Origin of the sequence: Kribbella rubisoli (assembly GCF_004217145.1) — a bacterium.
Lineage (GTDB): Bacteria > Actinomycetota > Actinomycetes > Propionibacteriales > Kribbellaceae > Kribbella > Kribbella rubisoli.
Genome location: NZ_SHKR01000014.1, coordinates 608,665 through 628,138, shown reverse-complemented (window position 1 = coordinate 628,138; position 19,474 = coordinate 608,665). Strand labels below are relative to the sequence as shown.

The following is a 19,474-nucleotide window of genomic DNA, read 5'->3' as shown; positions in this document are numbered from 1 at the left end:
CATGTCGTCCATTCCAGAAGGCTGGTCGTACGGTCCGTGGCATGACGGGCCTGATCCGCTCAAGGCGCCCGCGGATCTGCGGGACGCGCTGGACGAGATCGGCCGCGACGTGATGAACGGTTCGTCGCCTCGGTCCGCGCTCGAGGAGTTGCTCCGGCGCGGCACCCGGAACACCCAGGGTCTGGACGACCTGAGTCGCCGTCTTTGGGAGCGCCGCCGCGAGATCGAGCGGCGGCACAACCTCGACGGCACGCTGCGCGACGTCCAGCGGTTGCTGAACGAGGCGCTCGAGGCGGAGCGGCACGAGCTGTTCCCGAACCCGTCCGACGACGCCCGCTTCCGGGAGGCTCAGCTCGACGCGCTGCCGTCCGGTACAGCGGCCGCCGTACGGGAGCTGGCCAACTACGACTGGCAGTCGTCGGAGGCCCGGGAGAAGTACGAGGAGATCCGCGAACTGCTCGGGCGTGAGCTGCTCGGCTCGCGGTTCGAGGGCATGAAGGAGGCGCTCGAGCAGACCACGCCCGAGGACGTCGAGGCGATCAACGAGATGCTGACCGACCTCAACGCGCTGCTCGCGGCACACGCACAGGGCCGGCCCGAGGTGCCGGAGCTGTTCGAGGAGTTCATGGCCAAGCACGGCGAGTTCTTCCCGGAGAACCCGCAGAACGTCGAGGAGCTCATCGACGTACTCGCGCAGCGGGCGGCCGCGGCGCAACGGATGATGAACTCGATGACGGCCGAGCAACGGGCCGAGTTGATGGAGTTGTCGCAGCAGGCGTTCGGCAGTCCGCAACTCGCGCAGCAGTTGGCCCAGCTCGATGCTCAGCTGCAGTCGCTGCGGCCGGGCGAGGACTGGTACGGCTCGGAGCAGATGAGCGGTGAGGATCCGCTCGGTCTCGCCGAGGGCGCGCGGGCCATGTCCGATCTCGCCGAGCTGGATGCGCTGGCCGAACAGCTGGCGCAGTCGTATCCGGGTGCGCGGCTCGAGGACATTGACCTCGACGCACTAACCCGGCAACTGGGCGACGAGGCAACGGTCGACGCGCGACGGCTGAGCGAGCTGGAGCGGCAGCTGCGCGATCAGGGCCTGATCGAGCGGGCGCCGGACGGTTCGCTGCGGTTGTCTCCGAAGGCCTTGCGGCAGCTTGGCCAGACGGCGCTGGCCGACGTACTGCGGGCTGCCCGCGGCTCCGGTGAACGGGATGCCGCCAACGCCGGCGCCGCCGGTGAGCTGAGCGGGTCGACGCGGCAGTGGGAGTTCGGCGACACCCAGCCGTGGGATGTGCCGCGGACGGTGCGCAACGCCGTACTGCGGACTGCGCACACCGGCGGTGGCGGCGTGAAACTCGACGTGGCGGATGTGGAGATCGCGGAGACCGAGCATCGTGCTCGCGCCGCGGTCGCGTTGCTGGTCGACACGTCGTGGTCGATGGTCCAGGAGGGCCGCTGGCTGCCGATGAAGCGTACGGCGCTCGCGCTGCACCAACTCATCTCGACCCGCTACCGCAACGACGCACTCCAGCTGATCACCTTCGGGCGGTACGCCGGCGTCGTGGAGTTGCCGCAGCTGATCGGGATGGAAGGCACCTGGGAGCAGGGCACCAACGCGCACCACGCACTGCTCCTCGCCGGGCGTCACCTTCGTCGCCACCCGGACGCCCAGCCGGTCGTCCTGATGGTGACCGACGGCGAGCCGACTGCTCATCTCGAGCCCGATGGCACAGCCGAGTTCTCGTACCCACCCGAGCCCGCCACGCTCCGCAAGACGATCTTCGAGGTCGACCGCCTGGCCAAGCTCGGCGCCACGCTGACCGTCTTCCGGCTCGGCGACGACCCGCGGCTGAACGCCTTCGTGGACCTGCTCGCCCGCCGCAGCGGCGGCCGAGTCCTCGCGCCCGACCCCGACGGCCTCGGCGCCGCCGTCGTCGGCGACTACCTGAGAACCCGCCGCAAGCTCTAAGAGGAGTTCCCAGACACCCTCTAACGCAACCTGATCGCGTGGTCCGGGTTCCCGCCCTGGAGAATGGCAGTCAGCACCTCAATCCCATCCACCAGGCGGGGACCCGGTCGCGCGAAGTACCCGTTGGCGTCGACGGCCCAGACCGGTACGTCGGCCGGCAGCTGTGGCAGCAACTCCGCGGTCAGTTTCGCGGCGCCCTCCAGTTCGAACCCACACGGCGCGGAAACAATCACCCCAGGTTGCGCCGCGGCGACATCTGCCCAGGTGATCGCCTTCGAGCGCGTCCCCGCAATACCCAGCACATTCGTCCCGCCGGCGAGCGTCACCATCTCCGGCAACCAGTGGCCCGGCGAGAACGGCGGATCAGTCCACTCGAGCAAAGCCACCCGAGCCCCCGACGCCCTCGGCGCTCCCGACGCCGACGGCGTCGGCTTCAGCCGCTCGCGCAGTTGCGTCAGCAGCGGTGACGGGTCCCGGCAGATCGCCTTCGCGACAGTCTCGATCGAGTTCAGGACCTCGTCGAGGGTGTGCGGGTCGGTGGTGACTACCTCGGCCTGGCAGCCAAGGTAGGTGAGTGCCTGCTCGACGTCGTCCACGTCGATCGCGCACACCGCACACAGGTCCTGCGTGATCACCACATCCGGCTCGAGTTCGCTCAAAGCGCCGGCGTCCAGGTGGTACAGATCTTCCCCGGCGGCGACCATCCGTCGTACGACGGCATCGATCTCACGCGGCGTCAAACCAGCCGGCAACGCAGTCGTCGACACGATCCGCCGGCTCCGCGCCGCCGCCGGATAGTCGCACTCGAACGTCACGCCGACGACGTCCTCACCGGCACCGAGCGCGAAGCAGATCTCGGTCGCCGAGGGCAGAAGAGAAACGATGCGCACAGGCCGACCCTAGCGCCGCGTCACGGCCTGGCTCCCCGGGTCCCTACACCAGTGGATATCCGTTCGTGTTGTGGGTCCTCTGCTGGTGTGCGAGCGGAGAACCCACAACAGCAGGGGATATCCGGGCAACCCTGAAACAGCTGTCCGGGCGGCCCTGTACCCCGACCAAACCGGCTGGAAGCGTTCTGCCTGTGATTCATTTTGAGACAGACCGATTGTCTCGCGTTGTCAACCAGGGAAGGGTTTTCCGGCCTTCGACCTGTGGGGAGGGTCACGTCAGCATCGTGAGACCAGTGTTCAACTGGACTGGTTTTTAGGCTTACCCTGAAAGCACGCCCCCGCCGCCGGAGTCGACGGGCCAGCGGGCATCTTCCCGCGCCTGAAAACACCCGCCTGCAACCCAGGGAGTGACCGTGCCGAAACTCGTCTACGACTTCGCCGAAGGCAACAAGGCCATGAAACAGCTGCTCGGCGGGAAGGGGGCGAACCTGGCCGAGATGACCAATCTCGGCCTGCCGGTACCACCCGGCTTCACGATTACCGCCGACGCCTGCCGCGCGTACCTGGAGACCGGTGCGGTGCCGGCCGACCTCGCCGACGAGATCGACAAGCACGTCGATCTGCTGCAGCAGAAGATGGGCAAGAAGCTCGGCCAGGCCGACGACCCGCTGCTCGTCTCGGTCCGCTCCGGCGCTGCCGTGTCGATGCCCGGCATGATGGAAACCGTCCTCAACGTCGGCCTGAACGACGACTCGGTGAACGGCCTTGCCCACCACTCGGGCAACCCGCGGTTCGCCTGGGATGCGTACCGCCGGCTGATCCAGATGTTCGGCAAGACCGTGCTCGGCATGGACGGCGATGTCTTCGAGGACGCGATCGAGGCGGCGAAGGAGGCCAAGGGCACCCGCAACGACCTCGACCTGGACGCCGACGACCTGAAGGCTCTGGTCGAGACGTTCAAGCAGGCCGTCCACGACCACACCGGCCGTGAGTTCCCGCAGGATCCGCGGACCCAGATGGACCTGGCGACCGAGGCAGTCTTCGGCTCGTGGAACTCCGACCGCGCGATCCTGTACCGCCGCCAGGAGCGGATCCCGACCGACCTCGGCACGGCGGTCAACATCTGCTCGATGGTCTTCGGCAACCTCGGCATGGACTCCGGCACCGGCGTCGCGTTCACCCGCGATCCCTCGACCGGTCAGCCCGGCGTGTACGGCGACTACCTGCAGAATGCGCAGGGCGAGGACGTCGTCGCGGGCATCCGCAACACGGTCCCGCTCGCGGACCTCGAGCAACTCGACAAGACGTCGTACGACGACTTGATGGAGATCATGGCCACGCTCGAGGGGCACTACCGGGATCTGTGCGACATCGAGTTCACCGTCGAACGCGGCAAGCTGTGGATGCTGCAGACCCGGGTCGGCAAGCGCACCGCGGCGGCGGCGTTCCGGATCGCGACCAGCCTGGTCGACGAAGGCGTGATCGACACCGACGAGGCGCTCACCCGCGTGAAGGGTGCGCAGCTCGCGCAGCTGATGTTCCCGCGGTTCGACGCGGACGCCGAGAAGGACCTGATCACGAAGGCGATCGGTGCCTCGCCCGGCGCCGCGTCGGGCAAGGTCGTGTTCACCTCGGCCGCCGCTGTCGAGGCCGCGGACCGCGGCGAGAAGGTCATCCTGGTACGCCGCGAGACGAACCCCGACGACCTGCACGGCATGATCGCGGCGCAGGGCATCCTGACCAGCCGCGGCGGCAAGACCTCGCACGCGGCCGTGGTAGCCCGCGGTATGGGCAAGACCTGCGTCTGCGGCGCCGAGGACCTGGACGTGAATGTTGCCCAGGGCACCATCAAGGTCAACGGCACGATCATGGAGGCCGGCGAACTGATCTCGATCGACGGCACCACCGGTGAGGTCTTCCGCGGCGAGGTCCCGGTCGTCCCGTCACCGGTCGTGCAGTACTTCGAGGGCACGCTCGCCCCGAGCGACGGCGATGAACTCGTCGCGTCGGTGCACCGGCTGATGACCCACGCCGACGAGGTACGACGGCTCGGCGTACGGACCAACGCGGATACCGCGGACGACGCGGCGCGGGCGCGGCGGTTCGGGGCCGAGGGCATCGGACTGTGCCGGACCGAGCACATGTTCCTGGGGGAGCGGCGCGAGTCCGTCGAGCGGTTGATCCTCGCGGAGTCGGACGCCGAGCTCGAGGCGGCGCTGGCGGAGCTGGAGCCCTTGCAGCGTGGGGACTTCCTCGAGCTGCTGACCGCGATGGACGGTCTGCCGGTGACGATCCGGTTGATCGACCCGCCGCTGCACGAGTTCCTGCCCTCGATGGAGGAGCTCGCGGTGAAGGTCGCGGTCGCACGTGAGCGCGGCGAGGACCCGGGGCGCAACGCGGCACTGCTCGCGGCGGTCCAGCGGCTGCACGAGCAGAACCCGATGCTCGGTCTGCGCGGGGTGCGGCTCGGGCTGGTCGTTCCAGGCCTGTTCGCGATGCAGGTACGGGCGATCGCGTCGGCGGCTGTCGAGCTGCGGGACCGGGGGATGGATCCGCGGCCGGAGATCATGATCCCGCTGGTTGGCGCCGTACAGGAGCTGCACCTGGCCCGCGACGAGGTGGAACGCGTGCTCGCCGAGGTCGGCGTCGCGGGGGAGATCCCGATCGGCACGATGATCGAGCTGCCGCGGGCCGCGGTGATCGCGGACCAGATCGCGGAGGCGGCCGACTTCTTCTCGTTCGGCACCAACGACCTGACCCAGACCACGTGGGGCTTCAGCCGCGACGACGTCGAGAGCGCGTTCTTCTCGCGGTACCTGGAGAAGGGGATCTTCGCGGTGTCGCCGTTCGAGTCGATCGACCGCGAAGGCGTCGGCGCGCTGGTACGGACCGGGGTGGATCGCGGGCGGGCGACCAAGCCCGACCTCAAGCTCGGCATCTGCGGCGAGCACGGCGGCGACCCGGACAGCATCCACTTCTTCCACGACGTCGGTCTCGACTACGTCTCCTGCTCGCCGTTCCGTATTCCGGTGGCGCGCCTGGAATCCGGCCGGGCAGCATTGGCGAGTGAGTAGAGAGAGTCTCCGGCAGACCTTCGGGGAGGACGCGGACCTGTACGACCGCGTCCGACCCACCTATCCACCCGAACTCTTCGACGCCTTGGCCGCCGTCGTCGGCGACCACCCCCGCGTCCTCGAGATCGGCCCCGGCACCGGCCAGGCAACCTCCGCGATGGTGGAGCGAGCCTGGCCGGTCACCGCGGTCGAACTCAGCCCTGGGCTCGCGGACGTCCTCCGGCGGAAGTACCCGGCAGTCGAGGTGATCGTCGCGGACTTCGACACCTTGGAGCTGCCTGCGCAATCCTTCGACCTGGTCATCTCCGCGACCGCGTTCCACTGGCTCGATCCCGCGACCCGCGTGCAGCGCTGCGTGGACCTGCTGCGGCCGGGTGGCGCGCTGGCAGTCGTGTCGACGCATCACGTCGCGGGTGGGAGCGAGCAGTTCTTCGTCGACGTGCAGGCCTGCTATGACCGTTTCACCGATGACGCCGTCGCGAATGGATTGCCGGCCGCGGACGACGTACCGAAAGATCCGGAAGGATTCGAGCGATCCGGGCTTTTCGGGTCCGCCGAGTTCCGCAGATATGTCTGGGATGTGGACTATTCAGCCCCGGAGTACCTCGAACTTTTGTCCTCGTACTCCGGTCATCGGGCCTTGACAATCGAGCGGCGTGACGGACTGTACGACTGTATCGGCGCTCTCATCGGGGCAGCCGGGGGCTCGATCACGAAGCGTTATTTGAATCAACTGTCTGTAGGAATTTCTCTTAACCAACCCCTTGCGTAGTGGGTCGCGGACTGGTGAGAATAACCGGGCGGGAAGGGAGATCACTCGTCGACTTTCGGGTCTGACCTGAACCAGCCGCTGTGGCGGCTCGTGACTCCCTTTCCCGCACCAAATCTCTTTGCTTTCTTGGTCGATGTAGGGTTTCGGCATGGCCCTTTATGTCGTGCAGTTGCGCTTCGATCTCGCCGACACCGACCGTCGTCTCGAGGTCCGTCCGGCGCACCGTGACTACCTCGTCGAGCTGAAGGAAGCCGGCAAGCTCGTCACCGCCGGCCCGTTCCCCGACCAGACCGGCGCCGTGCTCATCTACGACGTCGCCGACGAGGCCGAGCTCCGCGACATCCTCGCCAAGGACCCGTACACCCCGGCCAACGTCTACGAGATCGCCACGCTCTCGGAGTGGCAACCGCTCTTCCCGATCAACTGAGTTGCGCGGGTCCGCCGGCACGCCCGGAGCGTGGAAGTAGGAGGCCCGCGGCCGCGATCAGCAGGTATCGGTCCGCCAGTCCAGATTGACACCCGGGGGAGTCACTTCGATCTGCTTCGAAATCAGGCTTCGGCGCCTTCGAGGTCCAGGTGGTCGACGTACGCCCAGAGCCAGACGAGCGGGGCGAGGACGAGTTCGGGTTCGTTGTCCTCGTCGGCGATGAACAGCATCGACGCCTCGCCGTTCGTGATGTCCTCGATGACCGCCTCGCACATCTCGAGCGCGATCTCGAACGGCAGCAGTCGCGGCCCGTTCTCCCAGCGCGGCTCGGGCAGCGGCAGCACCGGCGCCTCGTCGGTCCCGTCCAGCTCGACCGACACCTTCTGCAGTTCTTCGTACAGGTCGTACGAGATCAATCCCGCGCACGGCCGCCCGTCCAAGCCGATCAGGTACGGGTCGTCGGCGCCTTCGCGGAACGTGTCGCGGATGTCCGGCAGCGCCGCCTTGAGATCGGTCGCCTCGAGGTACGGCGCTTCGTCCAGCTCCTCGCCCGCCTCGTCCGCGTCGACCTCGACCAGCCCGCTGCGCATCTGATCGAACTGGTGGAGCAGCTGGTTCAACTCGTCGTACGCCCCGGCGCCCGGCGCCTGCTGCGCCCGTGCTTCCAGGTCGCGGAGGTGGTCGACCAGGTCGTCCTCGAAGTGCAGTTCGTACCGCGGCAGGCCCGGCTCGCGGCCCGCGTTGATCTGCGCGACCAGCTGCGTCGACACCGGCCCGATTCGCTCGGCCAGCACCTCCAGCGGCGTGGTCGGCTTCTCCTCGTCGTCGTGCGCGCAGGAGTCGTCTTCGCCCTTGCCGTCGCCTTCCATCGCGAGCAGCACCTGGAACGCCTGGAACGAGAGCAGCGCCGCGGTCGCCATCGTCCCGTCGCCGATCAGCATCAGCGGATTCCCGCCGGCCTCGGTACGGCGTACGTGGTCGGACATCAGCGTTGCGGCCTGCTCGACATTCACCTGGCTGGCCAGCGACGACAGCCCGTGGTCCGTGTCCACTCCGAGCAACTCGACCAGCCGCTCCGAGCTCATGTCGAAGTTGGACCGCAGGTAATACCGCAGCCAGCCCGCGTCGACCGGGTTGCTGAGCAGCTCCGCGATCCGGGCGCGGAAGTCGGCCAGGTCGGCGATCGCCAGCACGACCAGCACCGGCTGGTCGCCGTCGCCGATCACCAGCGGCCGGGTGTCACCGTTGTGGAACCCTTCGATCACTTGGTGCAGGCTGTCGGCGGCTGCCTCGAGCGGCCACGACTCCGCCTCGAACTCGTTGACCAGCGCGGCGGAGGTGTCGTCGGGCATCTGCTGGTTCCTCTCCGGGTGGCGGCGGGAGTTGGGGGTAACTGTAGGCTGCGGGCGTTTCACCAGGTCACACGGGTCCTCGGGACCCTCGGCCTTGGGCTGCGGGTGACATTCGCTACGCTGGCACCGGCGGGTCGGTGCAGAGGTATCTCACATGTGAGATAAGGTCCGGCGCATGACCGATGACTACCTGAGCCGGATCGGAAACCTCATCCGGGACGCCCGCAAGCATCGCGGCTGGACGCAGACGCAGCTCGCGGAAGTACTGAACACCAGCCAGAGTGCGGTGAACAGGATCGAGAAGGGTCATCAGAACCTCACCCTCGAGATGCTCGCCCGGATCGGCGAGGCGCTCGATTCCGAAATTGTCTCTCTCGGTGGCGGTCCGGTCCACCTCCGTGTAGCCGGCGGCCGCCAACTTTCCGGATCCATCGACGTCAAGTCGAGCAAGAACGCCGGTGTCGCGCTGCTCTGCGCCTCGCTGCTGAACAAGGGCCGGACGACGCTGCGTAAGGTCGCGCGGATCGAAGAGGTCAACCGGCTGCTCGAGGTGCTGAACTCGATCGGCGTCCGCACGACCTGGCTGAACGACGCCGGCGACCTCGAGATCGTCCCGCCGGCCCACCTGGACCTGAGCTCGATGGACGCCGAGGCGGCCCGTCGTACCCGCTCGATCATCATGTTCCTCGGCCCGTTGCTGCACCGCGAGGACGGCTTCGAGTTGCCGTACGCCGGTGGCTGCGACCTCGGCACGCGCACCGTCGAGCCGCACCTGACCGCGCTGCGCCCGTTCGGCCTCGAGGTGAAGGCGACCGGCGGGCAGTACCACGCACTGGTCAACCGGGCGATCACGCCGGGCAAGCCGATCGTGCTGACCGAGCGCGGCGACACTGTGACCGAGAACGCGATCATGGCCGCCGCGCGGCACGATGGCGTGACGGTGATCCGCAACGCGAGCCCGAACTACATGGTCCAGGACCTGTGCTTCTACCTCGACCTGCTCGGCGTGAAGATCGACGGCATCGGTACGACGACGCTCACCGTGCACGGACGCGCCGACATCGACGTGGACGTCGACTACGCGCCGTCCGAGGACCCGATCGAAGCGATGAGCCTGCTCACCGCGGCGATCGTGACCAAATCCGAGATCACCATCCGGCGCGCGCCGGTGGAGTTCCTCGAGATCGAGCTCGCGCTGCTCGAGGAGATGGGGCTCGACTACGACCGCAGTACGGAGTACCTGGCCGAGAACGGCCGGACCCGGCTGGTCGACCTGACCACCCGGCCGTCGAAACTGCACGCGCCGATCGACAAGATCCACCCGATGCCGTTCCCGGGGCTGAACATCGACAACCTGCCGTTCTTCGCGGTGATCGCCGCGATCGCGACCGGGCAGACGCTGATCCACGACTGGGTCTACGAGAACCGCGCGATCTACCTCACCGATCTGAACAAGCTCGGCGGCCGGGTCAAGCTGCTCGACCCGCACCGCGTCATGGTCGAAGGCCCGACGCACTTCTCCGGCACCGAGATGATGTGCCCGCCGGCGCTCCGCCCGGCCGTCGTCACGCTGATCGCGATGATGGCCGCGAAGGGTACGTCTGTCCTGCGCAGCGTCTACGTGATCAACCGCGGCTACGAGGACCTCGCCACCCGGTTGAACTCGCTAGGCGCTCAGATCGAGACCTTCCGCGACATCTGAGTCCTGGTCGTCCTGGAGGAAAGCGACTGCTTCGGCGATCACAGCCGGGTCCTGGAGGATCCGGCTGTGGCCGAGGCCGGTCGTCGGGTGGAAGTGCGCCTGCGCGCCGTAGTTGAGCAGGAGTACGCGCGCCTGCTCGGGGTCCACGACGTCGTCCTCGTCGTTGTGGACCACCAGGAGCGGCGCCTTACCTGTCGCGACCGAGAACCGGTCCCAGATGGTGCGGTCGCCCTCGAAGTACCCGCGCTCGATCTCGCGTCGCAGCCGCTGGTTGACCTTGGGTCCCAGTCCGAGCGCTCGGCAGAACGTGTCTGCCAGGTAGCCGAAATCCGCCACGCCGCTCACCATCACCAACCGCTTCGCGGCGATCCCTTCCTTCACCGCGTACAACGCGAACGGCACGCCCAGCGAGTGTCCGATGACGGCCTCGAACGGTCCGTGCCGTTCCTCGAGCTGTTGGATGATCCGCTGGTGGCCGAGGATCGACACGATCGGTCCGGGGGAGTCGCCATGCCCAGGAGCGTCGTACGACACCGGGCTGTACCCGAGCTCGAGCAGCCGCGTGATGAACCCGGCATACCGCGAAGCGCGTGAGCGCCAGCCGTGGACGAGGAGCACCGGCCGCGCGCCGTCACCCCACGCGTAGGTGAGTACGCCGTCCAGGTCCTCGACCCGCGCGGCCGTGTGGACGTCCAGCTCGCTGTCGCGGACCTGGCCGCGGGCGAGCGGGCGTCGCCAGAGCCCGAACGCGAGCCGGCCGCCGAGCCGTGGTGACACCGCTCCGATGGCTCGCAGCCCCGTGCCGATCAGCTTCTGCATGAACGCTCTCCTTTAACTATACGAACGGTCGTACTATTACTTTTGCACGAGGTGATCGTCAAGGGCAACTAGGATCGGGAGCCGTGGAGAAAGTCGACGGACGGTTGGTGCGGGGTGACCAGACCCGCCGCGCCGTGCTACGCCGGTCGGTCGACATCGCGTCGGTCGACGGGCTCGAGGGGCTGTCGATCGGGCGGCTCGCGACCGAGCTCGGGATCAGCAAGAGCGGCCTGTTCGCGCATTTCGGCTCGAAGGAGGAGCTGCAACTCTCGACCATTCGTGCCGCCCGGCGGATCTACGCCGACAATGTGGTGCTCCCGGCCTTCGAGGTCGAGCCCGGTCTCGGGCGCGTGTGGGCGTTGAGCACGCACTGGCTCGATTACTCGCAGAGCCGCGTGTTTCCGGGTGGCTGCTTCTTCCAGAAGGTCTCGCATGAGTACGCCGCCCGGACCGGAGCCGTCCACGAGGCCCTCCTCACCGTCCACTGGGAGTGGATGGGACTGCTGGAGGAGGCCGTCCAGGCTGCCGTCGACAACGGTGAACTGGAGGCCGACGCCAAGCAGTTGGCCTTCGAGCTGAACGCGTACTACGAGGCCGCCAACCTCGCGTCGATCCTGCACGACGACGGGGGAGCGGCGTACGAGCTGGCCCGTCAGGCCATCCGCTCGCGGCTGGAGTCGACGGTCACCGCGGAGACGACGCTGCCCCGCTGAGTCGGGAGGTCGCGTCGCCGGCGGATCGGTGACGCGAGCAGGACGAGACCGGCCAGCGGTACACCAGCCGTGGTGATCCAGAGCGCCGGTGTGAGGCCCAGGGTCTGGCCGAGTATGCCGCCGAGTAGTGCGCCGAGCGGGATCGTGCCGTAATTGACGAACGCTGTCGTCGCGGTGAGGCGGCCGAACAGGTCGGGCGGGCAGTAGGACTGGAGGAAGGTCGCCTTCACGACGTTTCCGCCGACCACGCCGAGGCTCACGCCGAACGCGCCGACCAGGTAGAAGGCCGGGCTCGTACCGCTCAGCGGGATCAGCAGCGCCAGCGTCGGCAGGCCGAGTTCGCATAGCAGCAGCGCCCTCGCCGTACCAAACCGTATGGTATGCCGGCCGACGAGCGCGCCGACGACTCCGCCGCTGGATGCCGCCGCGATCAACGTGCCGACCGTGCCCGCGGTCAGGCCGGCCTCGCGGACGAGGAAGACGACGATGATCGCCTGATAGCCCATCAGGGCGAGGTTCGAGACGGCGCCGAAGATCGTCAACGTACGCAGCCAGACGTCTTGCGCGACCAGCCTGATGCCGGCCCGGATCGCGCCGGGCCGTCGAGGAGTCGTCGTACGGCGTTCGCGGTAGCGGATCGCGGCGAGACAGCTGAGCGCGACCAGGAAGCTCGCCGCGTCGACGAGCAGAGTGTTGGCGGCACCAATGAACTGGACCAGCAGGCCGCCGCACCCCAGCCCGGCGATCTGCGCGGCGGACGCACTGCCGTGCAGCTTCGCGTTGCCCTCGGCGTGATCGCTCGGCTCCAGAAGCGTCGGCAGATAAGCGGTGTAGGCCGTCTGGAAGACGACCGACGCACCGCCGGCGAGCACCGCAACGATGAGTAGTAGCTGGATGCTCAGGAGGTTGCCGGCCAACGGAACTGCCGCGAAGAGGACGGCCGAGACGGCCGATGACACCAGCATGACCGGTCGGCGGCGTACCCGGTCGATCCAGGCGCCGGTCGGTAGACCGATGAGCAGCCACGGCGCCCAGGCGGCCGCGGTGAGCAGACCGACCTCAAAGGTCGTTGCATCGAGCATCGAAATGGCGACCAGCGGCAGCGCCACCGACGAGGTCGCGCTGCCGAACCTGTTGATGGTCTCGCCGGTCCAGAACCACCGGAAGTCGCGATGCGTCCGCAGCAGACTCATGAGCGGCGCGGGAACGACTGCAGCTGGACGATCACCCGCTCTGAGCTGTCAGCGGCATCGGCGCCGGTGTAGCGGTCGATGACGCCGGCGATCTCCTCGTTGAGGTTGTGCAGCTGTTCCGGCGTGAGGTGGAGGTCGCGCCAATCGGACAGGCCGGCTGCGTGCTGCCACTCACCCGGCCAGTCCTCGTCGATGTACGTGCGGACGCGGTCGTAGTACCGCTCGACCAGATCGCGGAGATAGACGTCGAGCGCCCGCCGCGTCTCCGTATCGTCGAGGAACTCGGACGGGTCCAGAACTGTCTGCCGATCGGGGAGCCGCCACCAGCGCTCTCGCTTCGTGCCGCGTTCGGGGTCCTCTTCGAGGTACCCGTGCTCGGCGAGGAGCCGCAGATGCCAGCTGATCGTGCCGGTGTTCTCGCCGAGCCGCGCCGCCAGCGTGCTGGACGTCGCCGGCCCGTCGAGCTCGATCGCCTCCAGGATGCGCATCCGGAGCGGGTGGGCGAGTCCGCGCAGACTCCGGGCATCGATCCGTCGCATGATTGCAGAGTAATCTCTGCAGAGAAGTCTCTGCAACTAGGTTTGTCGGTGGGTGTCCCTAGGTTTGGCGGTATGCACGTGGTGGCTCAGCTGGCGGTCTCGCTGGACGGGGTGGCGTCGGGATTCGACGTCGACCTCGCCCGGTTCTATGCCCTGGCCTCGCTCTGGCAGGAGGAGGTGACCCTCGTCGGCGCGGACACGATCCTCGCTCAGGAGTCCGACGTGCTCGCGGCTCCCCGGCGCGGCCCGCGAGCGGAGGGCCCGCTGCTCGCGGTCGTCGACAGCCGAGCCCGCGTCCACAGCTGGAACGCACTCCGCGACCTTGGCTACTGGTCCGACGTGCTCGCCTTGTACGCCGACCAGACCCCGCCCCGCCCGCCAGACGCGACGACACGCGAGCTCACCACCGGCTACGACCAGGTCGACCTCGCCGAAGTCCTTACAGTCCTGGGCCGGCGGGGCGTCCGGACCGTCCGTGTGGATTCGTCCGGCGCCCTCCTCCGAGCCTGCCTAGAGCTAGATCTGATCGACGAGCTGGCCCTCCTCGTCCACCCGGTCCTGGTCGGTTCCGGCGAACGCTGGTTCGACACCCGCCAACTCAACCTGCACCACGTCGGCACCGAGGTCTTCAAGGACGGCGTGCTCTGGATGCGTTACTGCGTGGCCATCTGACCGTCGCAGAACTGTCGGTGCTCACGGCTACTGTGTGCAGTAATGAGGAAGCAGCATGAGGGGTACGACGAGCACGACGCGGAGCGCTGGGTTGCCGAGCCGGTCAAGCGACCGGGGCGGACGGCGTTCGCGCGCGATCGCGCGCGCGTGCTGCACAGTGCGGCGCTGCGGCGGCTGGCGGCCAAGACGCAGGTGGTCACGGCCGGCAGCGACGACTTCACCCGCAACCGGCTGACCCACAGTCTCGAGGTCGCGCAGATCGGCCGCGAGCTCGCGGCGACGCTCGGCTGCGATCCGGACATCGTGGACGCGGCCTGCCTGTCACACGATCTCGGGCATCCGCCGTTCGGTCACAACGGCGAGCGCGCGCTCGACCAGGTCGCGACGGACATCGGCGGCTTCGAGGGCAACGCACAAACGCTGCGATTGCTGACCCGCCTGGAGTCGAAGACCTTCGACGCCCAGGGCCGCAGCGTCGGGCTGAATCTGAGCCGCGCGACCCTCGACGCCGCGACGAAGTACCCGTGGCCGCGCCGCCCCGGCGAGCGGAAGTTCGGGGTGTACGACGACGATCTCGCCGTTTTCACCTGGTTGCGCCCGGGCGTGGGGGAGCGGCGCTGCCTGGAGGCGCAGGTGATGGACTTCGCCGACGACGTCGCGTACTCCGTGCACGATGTCGAGGACGCGATCGTCGCTCATCATCTCGATCTCGCCGCGGTCGACGCGGACCGAGCGCCGTACTGGCAGACCGTCCGGCAGATGTATTTGCCGGAGGCAACCGATGCGGAGCTGGACGAGGGCTGGGCCCGGCTGACCTCGCTGAACTACTGGCCCGGCTCGACCTTCGACGACAGCCGGCGTGCGCTCGGCGGTTTGAAGGACCTCACCAGCCAGCTCATCGGCCGCTTCGCCACCGCTGCCGAGCAGGCCACCCACGCCGTGTTCGGCCGCTCCCGGCTGATCCGCTACGAGGCCGACCTGATCGTCCCCGACGGCATCCGCACCGAGATCGGTCTGCTCAAAGGCGTGGGTATGTTCCACGTCCTCGACTCACGCGAACGCCAGGCCCGCCGCGCGACCCAGCGCGAGCTGCTCACCGAGCTGGTCGAGGCCTTGTGGAAGACAGCTCCGCGCAACCTCGACCTCCCGTTCCAGTCGGACTTCGCGGACGTGGCCGACGACAACGCCCGGCTGCGCGTTGTCGTCGACCAGGTCGCGTCCCTCACCGACCCGTCAGCTCTGGCCTGGCATGCCCACCTGGTCGAGGGGAAGGTCCAGCCCTAGCTGCGAGCGGATCGGCTTGTTGGTCTCGCGGATCTGTTGCAGTTCCACATCCGACAACGCGCGCCGATACACACGCACCTCGTCGAGCGTGCCCTGGAAGCGGTTGGCGCCGTCGACCCGCTGCCCGACGTGAATGCCTTGCACGCCGAACTCCTTGCCCGCCGTGACCGAACCGGCAGGCGCCGTCGCCGAGCCGACCTCGACCCCGTCGACCAGCAACCGCAGCTTCCCTTTCACCCGTTGGAGTACGACGTGATGCCACTGATCATCGTTGTACGCCGACGTGGACTGCACCGTCACGTTGTAGCGGTCCACCGCCAGCAGCGCGCGGATGCGATTGCTCTCCGGCTCCGCCCGCAACCAGACCTGCGGTGTCGTCCCGGAACCGGTGCGATAGGCCCACAGGATCGCGTGTGACCCGGTCGTCGCGCCGTACTTGATCCACGTCATCATCGTGAAGTCGTCCGCCCCGAGATCGATCGACCGGTCGAACGGCACCTCGACGTAGTCGTCCACGCCGTCCATCGCCAGCCCGTTCCCGAACTTGCCCGCGGCAACAGTCGCCCCGCCGCGGACGTACGCCGGATTGTGCGCCGGCCCCACATCAGCCGTCTTCGGACCCGGTGCGGGCGGACCGGGAATGCCCGGCGGCGTACCGTTCGGCGTCGACAGGTACGCCTCGTTGAACCGTGCCCAGCGGATCGTCTCGTACGGGCTCGCGACGCCGGCCTCGTACAGCAGCCCGGCCTGATCCCCGTCCAGCCGCACCATGTCGGAGTACGCCGATGGGCCCCAATAGAAGACCTTGCCCTGTTGCCACGTGCCGAACGACCGCGCCTCGTCGTACGACGATCGCACCGTCATCACCTCGCGCGCGGCCGGATGCGCCGGCGCCGAGAACAGGATCCGGTTCTGCCGATCGCCCTCGTTCCGCGCGCTGAACCGCAGCAGTGAGCCCTGTACGTCGGGCATCACCAGCTGCGGGATCGTCTTGAACGGTGCGTCGAACGTCGCGCCGCCGTCGCTGCTGATCGCGTACGCCCGGTTGCCCGGATCGGTACCGCGTTCACGTGCCAGCGCATAGATCCGGCCGTCGGTCAGCTCGACCACGGTGATCTCGCCGACAATCACCTTGCCGTCGTCGCGGGCCATGGTCGCGCCGATGTGCCAGGTCTCACCGGAGTCGTCGCTGTAGATGAGATGGCCGCCGTAGACGTGCTTGCCGACGCCGTCGTACGACTCGTAGGTCGCGCCAACGATCAGCCGGCCGGCGTGCGGTCCGTGCTCGAGCTGGATCCCGTGCATCGGGCCGGTCGCGTACCAGAAGTTCCAGCTCGGCAGCTTCGCGTCGGTCAACTCACGCGGCGCGGTCCAGGTCGCGCCGAAGTCGTCGCTGGTCTGGACGTACGGGTCGCGGTCGCAGCCGTTCGTGCACGGATCCGGGCCGTTGTGCGTGGTGACGAGCACGATCCGGCCGGTCTTCTGATCGACGATCGGCACCGGGTTGCCGTGCGTACTCCCGTTGCCTTCGGAGACCACCTGCAGCGGACCCCAGGTCTTCCCTCCGTCCGAGGATCGCTTGAGCACGATGTCGATGTCGCCGTCGTCACCGCAGTCCGCGACTCGGCCTTCGGCGAACGCGAGCACTTCTCCGTCGGTCGCGTGGACCACGGCGGGGATCCGGAAACACGAATACCCCTCGGTCTTCTGCTGGAACAGCACGCTGTCGTCGACGAAGGGTGCTTCGCCGGACGCAGCTGCGGGTGGAGCTGTGAGAGTTCCGAACATCAGTAGGGCGGCGGCCACGAGGCGGGCCGGTACGAGTACGCGCATGACTCTCCCGGAGGACATAGGACGTCTGATGTCCTGCGACAAATTAGCCAACCGGTCCTGCTTTTACAAGAGGTCGGCGAGGACTAGGGTCTTCCTATGGCTGATGCAGAGCAGATGGTGATTGTCGGCGCGAGTCTCGCTGGAGCGACCGCAGCCGAGGCCCTTCGGGCGGAAGGCTGGACCGGCGGTGTCCTGCTGATCGGCAGTGAGCAGTCCCTGCCGTACGAGCGACCGCCCCTGTCGAAGGACGTGCTGCTCGCGAAGAAGGGCACCGAGTCCGCTCAGCTGCACGACCAGCAGTGGTACGAGGACAACAAGATCGACCTGCGCCTCGGGACGACGGTCACCGCGATCGACCCGGCCGCCCACTCGGTCACGCTCGACGACGGCTCGCAGGTGTCGTACAGCAAGCTGCTGATCGCGACCGGCAGCCGGGTCCGCAAGCTCAACGTCCCGGGCGCAGACCTGCCCGGCGTGTGCTACCTGCGGACGGCGGAGGAGTCCCAGGCGCTGACCGACGCGTACGCCGCGAAGCCGCGCGTTGTCGTGGTCGGTGCGGGCTGGATCGGGCTGGAGGCGGCGTCGGCCGCACGCGAGCGGGGCTCTGAGGTGACAGTGGTCGAGCCGCAGTCCACCGCGCTGGCATCCGTGATGGGTGAAGAGGTCGGCGAGGTGTTCGCCGACTTCCAGCGGCAGCACGGCGTGCAGTTCCGGTTCGGGACCGGGGTCGAGGGCTTCGAGGGAACCGACAAGGTGACCGGTGTCCGTCTGTCCGGCGGCGAGGTGCTTCCGGCCGACCTGGTGGTCGTCGGTGTCGGCGTCCGCCCGAACACCGAGCTCGCCGAGGAGGCCGGGATCGAGGTCGCGACGCCGGACAACGGCGCCGGCATCGTGACGGGCGCCAACCTGCAGACGTCGGCCGCGGACGTGTTCGCCGCCGGTGACGTGGCCCGGTGGGACCACCCGAAGTACGGCCGCCCGGTCCGCGTCGAGCACTGGCAGAACGCGAAGGATTCCGGCAAGGCGGTCGCGACGGCGATGGTCGGCAAGGACGTGGCGTACGACTCGATCCCGTACTTCTTCACCGACCAGTTCGACCTCGGCATGGAGTACGCCGGCGACATCCCGCGCGGTGCGTCGTACCAGGTCGTGTTCCGCGGTGACCCGAAGTCCGGCGCCTACATGGTCTTCTGGCTCGACGACGACCACCGGGTGCTGGCCGGCATGCACGTCAACCTGTGGGACACCGGACTCGACGCGGTCCGCGAGCTCATCCGCTCCGGCAAGCAGGTCGACCCGGCCCGCCTGGCCGACACCTCGGTCGAGCTGTCCAACGTCTAACTGGGTCTAACTCGGTCTGACTCGGTCTAGATCGGGTAGGTGACGTACGCGAACTGCGTGCTGTCCGGCGACCAGCTCGGGACGTTCATCGTGCCCTGGCCGCCGAACAGCTTCGTGAGTTCGCGTACTTCGCCGTCCTTCGTGAGCAGCCGCAGCCGTACGTCGTCGATGTCGGCGGGATGGCCCTGGGTGCCGGGCGGGAAGCTCACGTACGCGATCGCCGAGCCGTCCGGGGCCGGGTGCGGGAACCAGTTGACGCGCTCGTCGTCCGTCAACTGCTCGACCGTGTCGCCCTTGATCCGGAACAGTTGCGCCTGCCCGGCGCGCTCGGAGTTGAAGTAGATCCACTCGCCGTCCGGGCCGTACTCCGACCCGTCGTCGGCGAACTCGTCGTCGGTCACCTGGACGTCCGCGCCGCCGGCGCTGGGAATCGTCCACACGTTGGTGATCCGCCGGCCGTCCCGGTTCTCGAGCCCGATGTACGCCAACGTCTCACCATCCGGCGAGACCCCGTGCAAGTAGTGGTGGAAGCCCGGTCCATGATCGTTCGTCACGCGGCGCCCGGCTCCGCCTTCGATCGGCACGGCGTACAGGTGGCCGTCGTCCGCGGATACATAGACCGTCCGCCCGTCCGGGCTGACCACGTGGTCGTTGTTGATGTCGGGGACCCCGCCGAGCTCGATCTCCTCGAGACCGTCGTTCACCCGGAACAGCTTCCCGTTGCCGTTGACGATCAGCATGCCGTCCGGCGTCCAGTTCGGCGCCTCGAAGAGGATGTCCGACGAGCTGAACACCAGGCGGTGCTCCCCGCTCGTCACATCGACGACGTACAACTCGGACCGCTGACCGGGGCGAAGAGTTCGTGGCATACCCGCAAACCTATGTGATCGGTCCAGCTAGACT

General features: G+C 68.0%; 16 protein-coding genes. 9 read left to right on the top strand and 7 right to left on the bottom strand.

The features are described 5' to 3' along the window. Position 1: 1 nt before the first annotated feature. Positions 2-1,960: a vWA domain-containing protein gene (locus EV645_RS28500; RefSeq protein WP_130447082.1), complete on the top strand. Its 1,959-nt coding sequence runs from the start codon at positions 2-4 to the stop codon at positions 1,958-1,960. 20 nt (positions 1,961-1,980) lie between these two features. Here EV645_RS28500 and EV645_RS28495 read toward each other — a convergent pair whose 3' ends face one another. After that, positions 1,981-2,850, bottom strand: a complete 870-nt coding sequence (locus tag EV645_RS28495; protein WP_130447081.1) for a TroA family protein — start codon at positions 2,848-2,850, stop codon at positions 1,981-1,983. Between the two features lie 413 nt (positions 2,851-3,263). Here EV645_RS28495 and ppdK point away from each other — a divergent pair, with 413 nt between their 5' ends. The 3 genes from ppdK (at position 3,264) to EV645_RS28480 (ending at position 7,123) form a co-directional block, all read left to right on the top strand. Next, positions 3,264-5,924: a pyruvate, phosphate dikinase gene (gene ppdK, locus EV645_RS28490; protein WP_130447080.1), complete on the top strand. Its 2,661-nt coding sequence runs from the start codon at positions 3,264-3,266 to the stop codon at positions 5,922-5,924. Next, positions 5,917-6,696, top strand: a complete 780-nt coding sequence (locus tag EV645_RS28485; protein ID WP_130447079.1) for a class I SAM-dependent methyltransferase — start codon at positions 5,917-5,919, stop codon at positions 6,694-6,696. Before ppdK ends, EV645_RS28485 begins: the two co-directional genes overlap by 8 nt. Positions 6,697-6,844: 148 nt before the next feature. After that, complete coding sequence (locus EV645_RS28480) at positions 6,845-7,123, top strand: YciI family protein (protein ID WP_130447078.1); 279 nt, start codon at positions 6,845-6,847, stop codon at positions 7,121-7,123. A gap of 122 nt (positions 7,124-7,245) precedes the next feature. Here EV645_RS28480 and EV645_RS28475 read toward each other — a convergent pair whose 3' ends face one another. After that, positions 7,246-8,475: a type II toxin-antitoxin system Phd/YefM family antitoxin gene (locus EV645_RS28475; RefSeq protein ID WP_130447077.1), complete on the bottom strand. Its 1,230-nt coding sequence runs from the start codon at positions 8,473-8,475 to the stop codon at positions 7,246-7,248. A gap of 175 nt (positions 8,476-8,650) precedes the next feature. Here EV645_RS28475 and EV645_RS28470 point away from each other — a divergent pair, with 175 nt between their 5' ends. Further along, positions 8,651-10,177, top strand: coding sequence for a helix-turn-helix domain-containing protein (locus EV645_RS28470; protein ID WP_130447076.1), 1,527 nt, complete (start codon positions 8,651-8,653; stop codon positions 10,175-10,177). On the opposite strand, the gene EV645_RS28465 is transcribed toward EV645_RS28470, so the two are convergent. Beyond that, the gene (locus tag EV645_RS28465) at positions 10,142-10,996 is read right to left on the bottom strand and encodes an alpha/beta hydrolase (protein WP_130447075.1); all 855 of its coding nucleotides are present in this window, start codon (positions 10,994-10,996) and stop codon (positions 10,142-10,144) included. The two genes, EV645_RS28470 and EV645_RS28465, sit on opposite strands and share 36 nt — an antisense overlap. An 83-nt stretch (positions 10,997-11,079) precedes the next feature. Between EV645_RS28465 and EV645_RS28460 the strand changes: the two genes are divergently transcribed. After that, the gene (locus EV645_RS28460) at positions 11,080-11,709 is read left to right on the top strand and encodes a TetR/AcrR family transcriptional regulator (protein WP_130447074.1); all 630 of its coding nucleotides are present in this window, start codon (positions 11,080-11,082) and stop codon (positions 11,707-11,709) included. Here the strand turns inward: EV645_RS28460 and EV645_RS28455 are convergent. Further along, positions 11,649-12,902: an MFS transporter gene (locus tag EV645_RS28455; protein ID WP_130447073.1), complete on the bottom strand. Its 1,254-nt coding sequence runs from the start codon at positions 12,900-12,902 to the stop codon at positions 11,649-11,651. The two genes, EV645_RS28460 and EV645_RS28455, sit on opposite strands and share 61 nt — an antisense overlap. Then, positions 12,899-13,441, bottom strand: coding sequence for a winged helix-turn-helix domain-containing protein (locus EV645_RS28450; RefSeq protein ID WP_130447072.1), 543 nt, complete (start codon positions 13,439-13,441; stop codon positions 12,899-12,901). Before EV645_RS28450 ends, EV645_RS28455 begins: the two co-directional genes overlap by 4 nt. A 72-nt stretch (positions 13,442-13,513) precedes the next feature. Between EV645_RS28450 and EV645_RS28445 the strand changes: the two genes are divergently transcribed. Beyond that, a complete protein-coding gene (locus EV645_RS28445) occupies positions 13,514-14,113 on the top strand; it encodes a dihydrofolate reductase family protein (protein WP_130447071.1) in 600 nt (199 codons plus the stop codon). A 42-nt stretch (positions 14,114-14,155) separates the two neighbouring features. Next, positions 14,156-15,397, top strand: a complete 1,242-nt coding sequence (locus tag EV645_RS28440) for a deoxyguanosinetriphosphate triphosphohydrolase (RefSeq protein ID WP_130447070.1) — start codon at positions 14,156-14,158, stop codon at positions 15,395-15,397. Here the strand turns inward: EV645_RS28440 and EV645_RS28435 are convergent. After that, positions 15,347-17,230, bottom strand: coding sequence for a sialidase family protein (locus tag EV645_RS28435; RefSeq protein ID WP_198681896.1), 1,884 nt, complete (start codon positions 17,228-17,230; stop codon positions 15,347-15,349). The genes EV645_RS28440 and EV645_RS28435 overlap by 51 nt on opposite strands. Before the next feature lie 96 nt (positions 17,231-17,326). Here EV645_RS28435 and EV645_RS28430 point away from each other — a divergent pair, with 96 nt between their 5' ends. Beyond that, positions 17,327-18,571: an NAD(P)/FAD-dependent oxidoreductase gene (locus EV645_RS28430; protein WP_130447069.1), complete on the top strand. Its 1,245-nt coding sequence runs from the start codon at positions 17,327-17,329 to the stop codon at positions 18,569-18,571. 26 nt (positions 18,572-18,597) lie between these two features. On the opposite strand, the gene EV645_RS28425 is transcribed toward EV645_RS28430, so the two are convergent. Next, positions 18,598-19,440: a TolB family protein gene (locus EV645_RS28425; RefSeq protein ID WP_130447068.1), complete on the bottom strand. Its 843-nt coding sequence runs from the start codon at positions 19,438-19,440 to the stop codon at positions 18,598-18,600. Between the last annotated feature and the right edge of the window lie 34 nt (positions 19,441-19,474).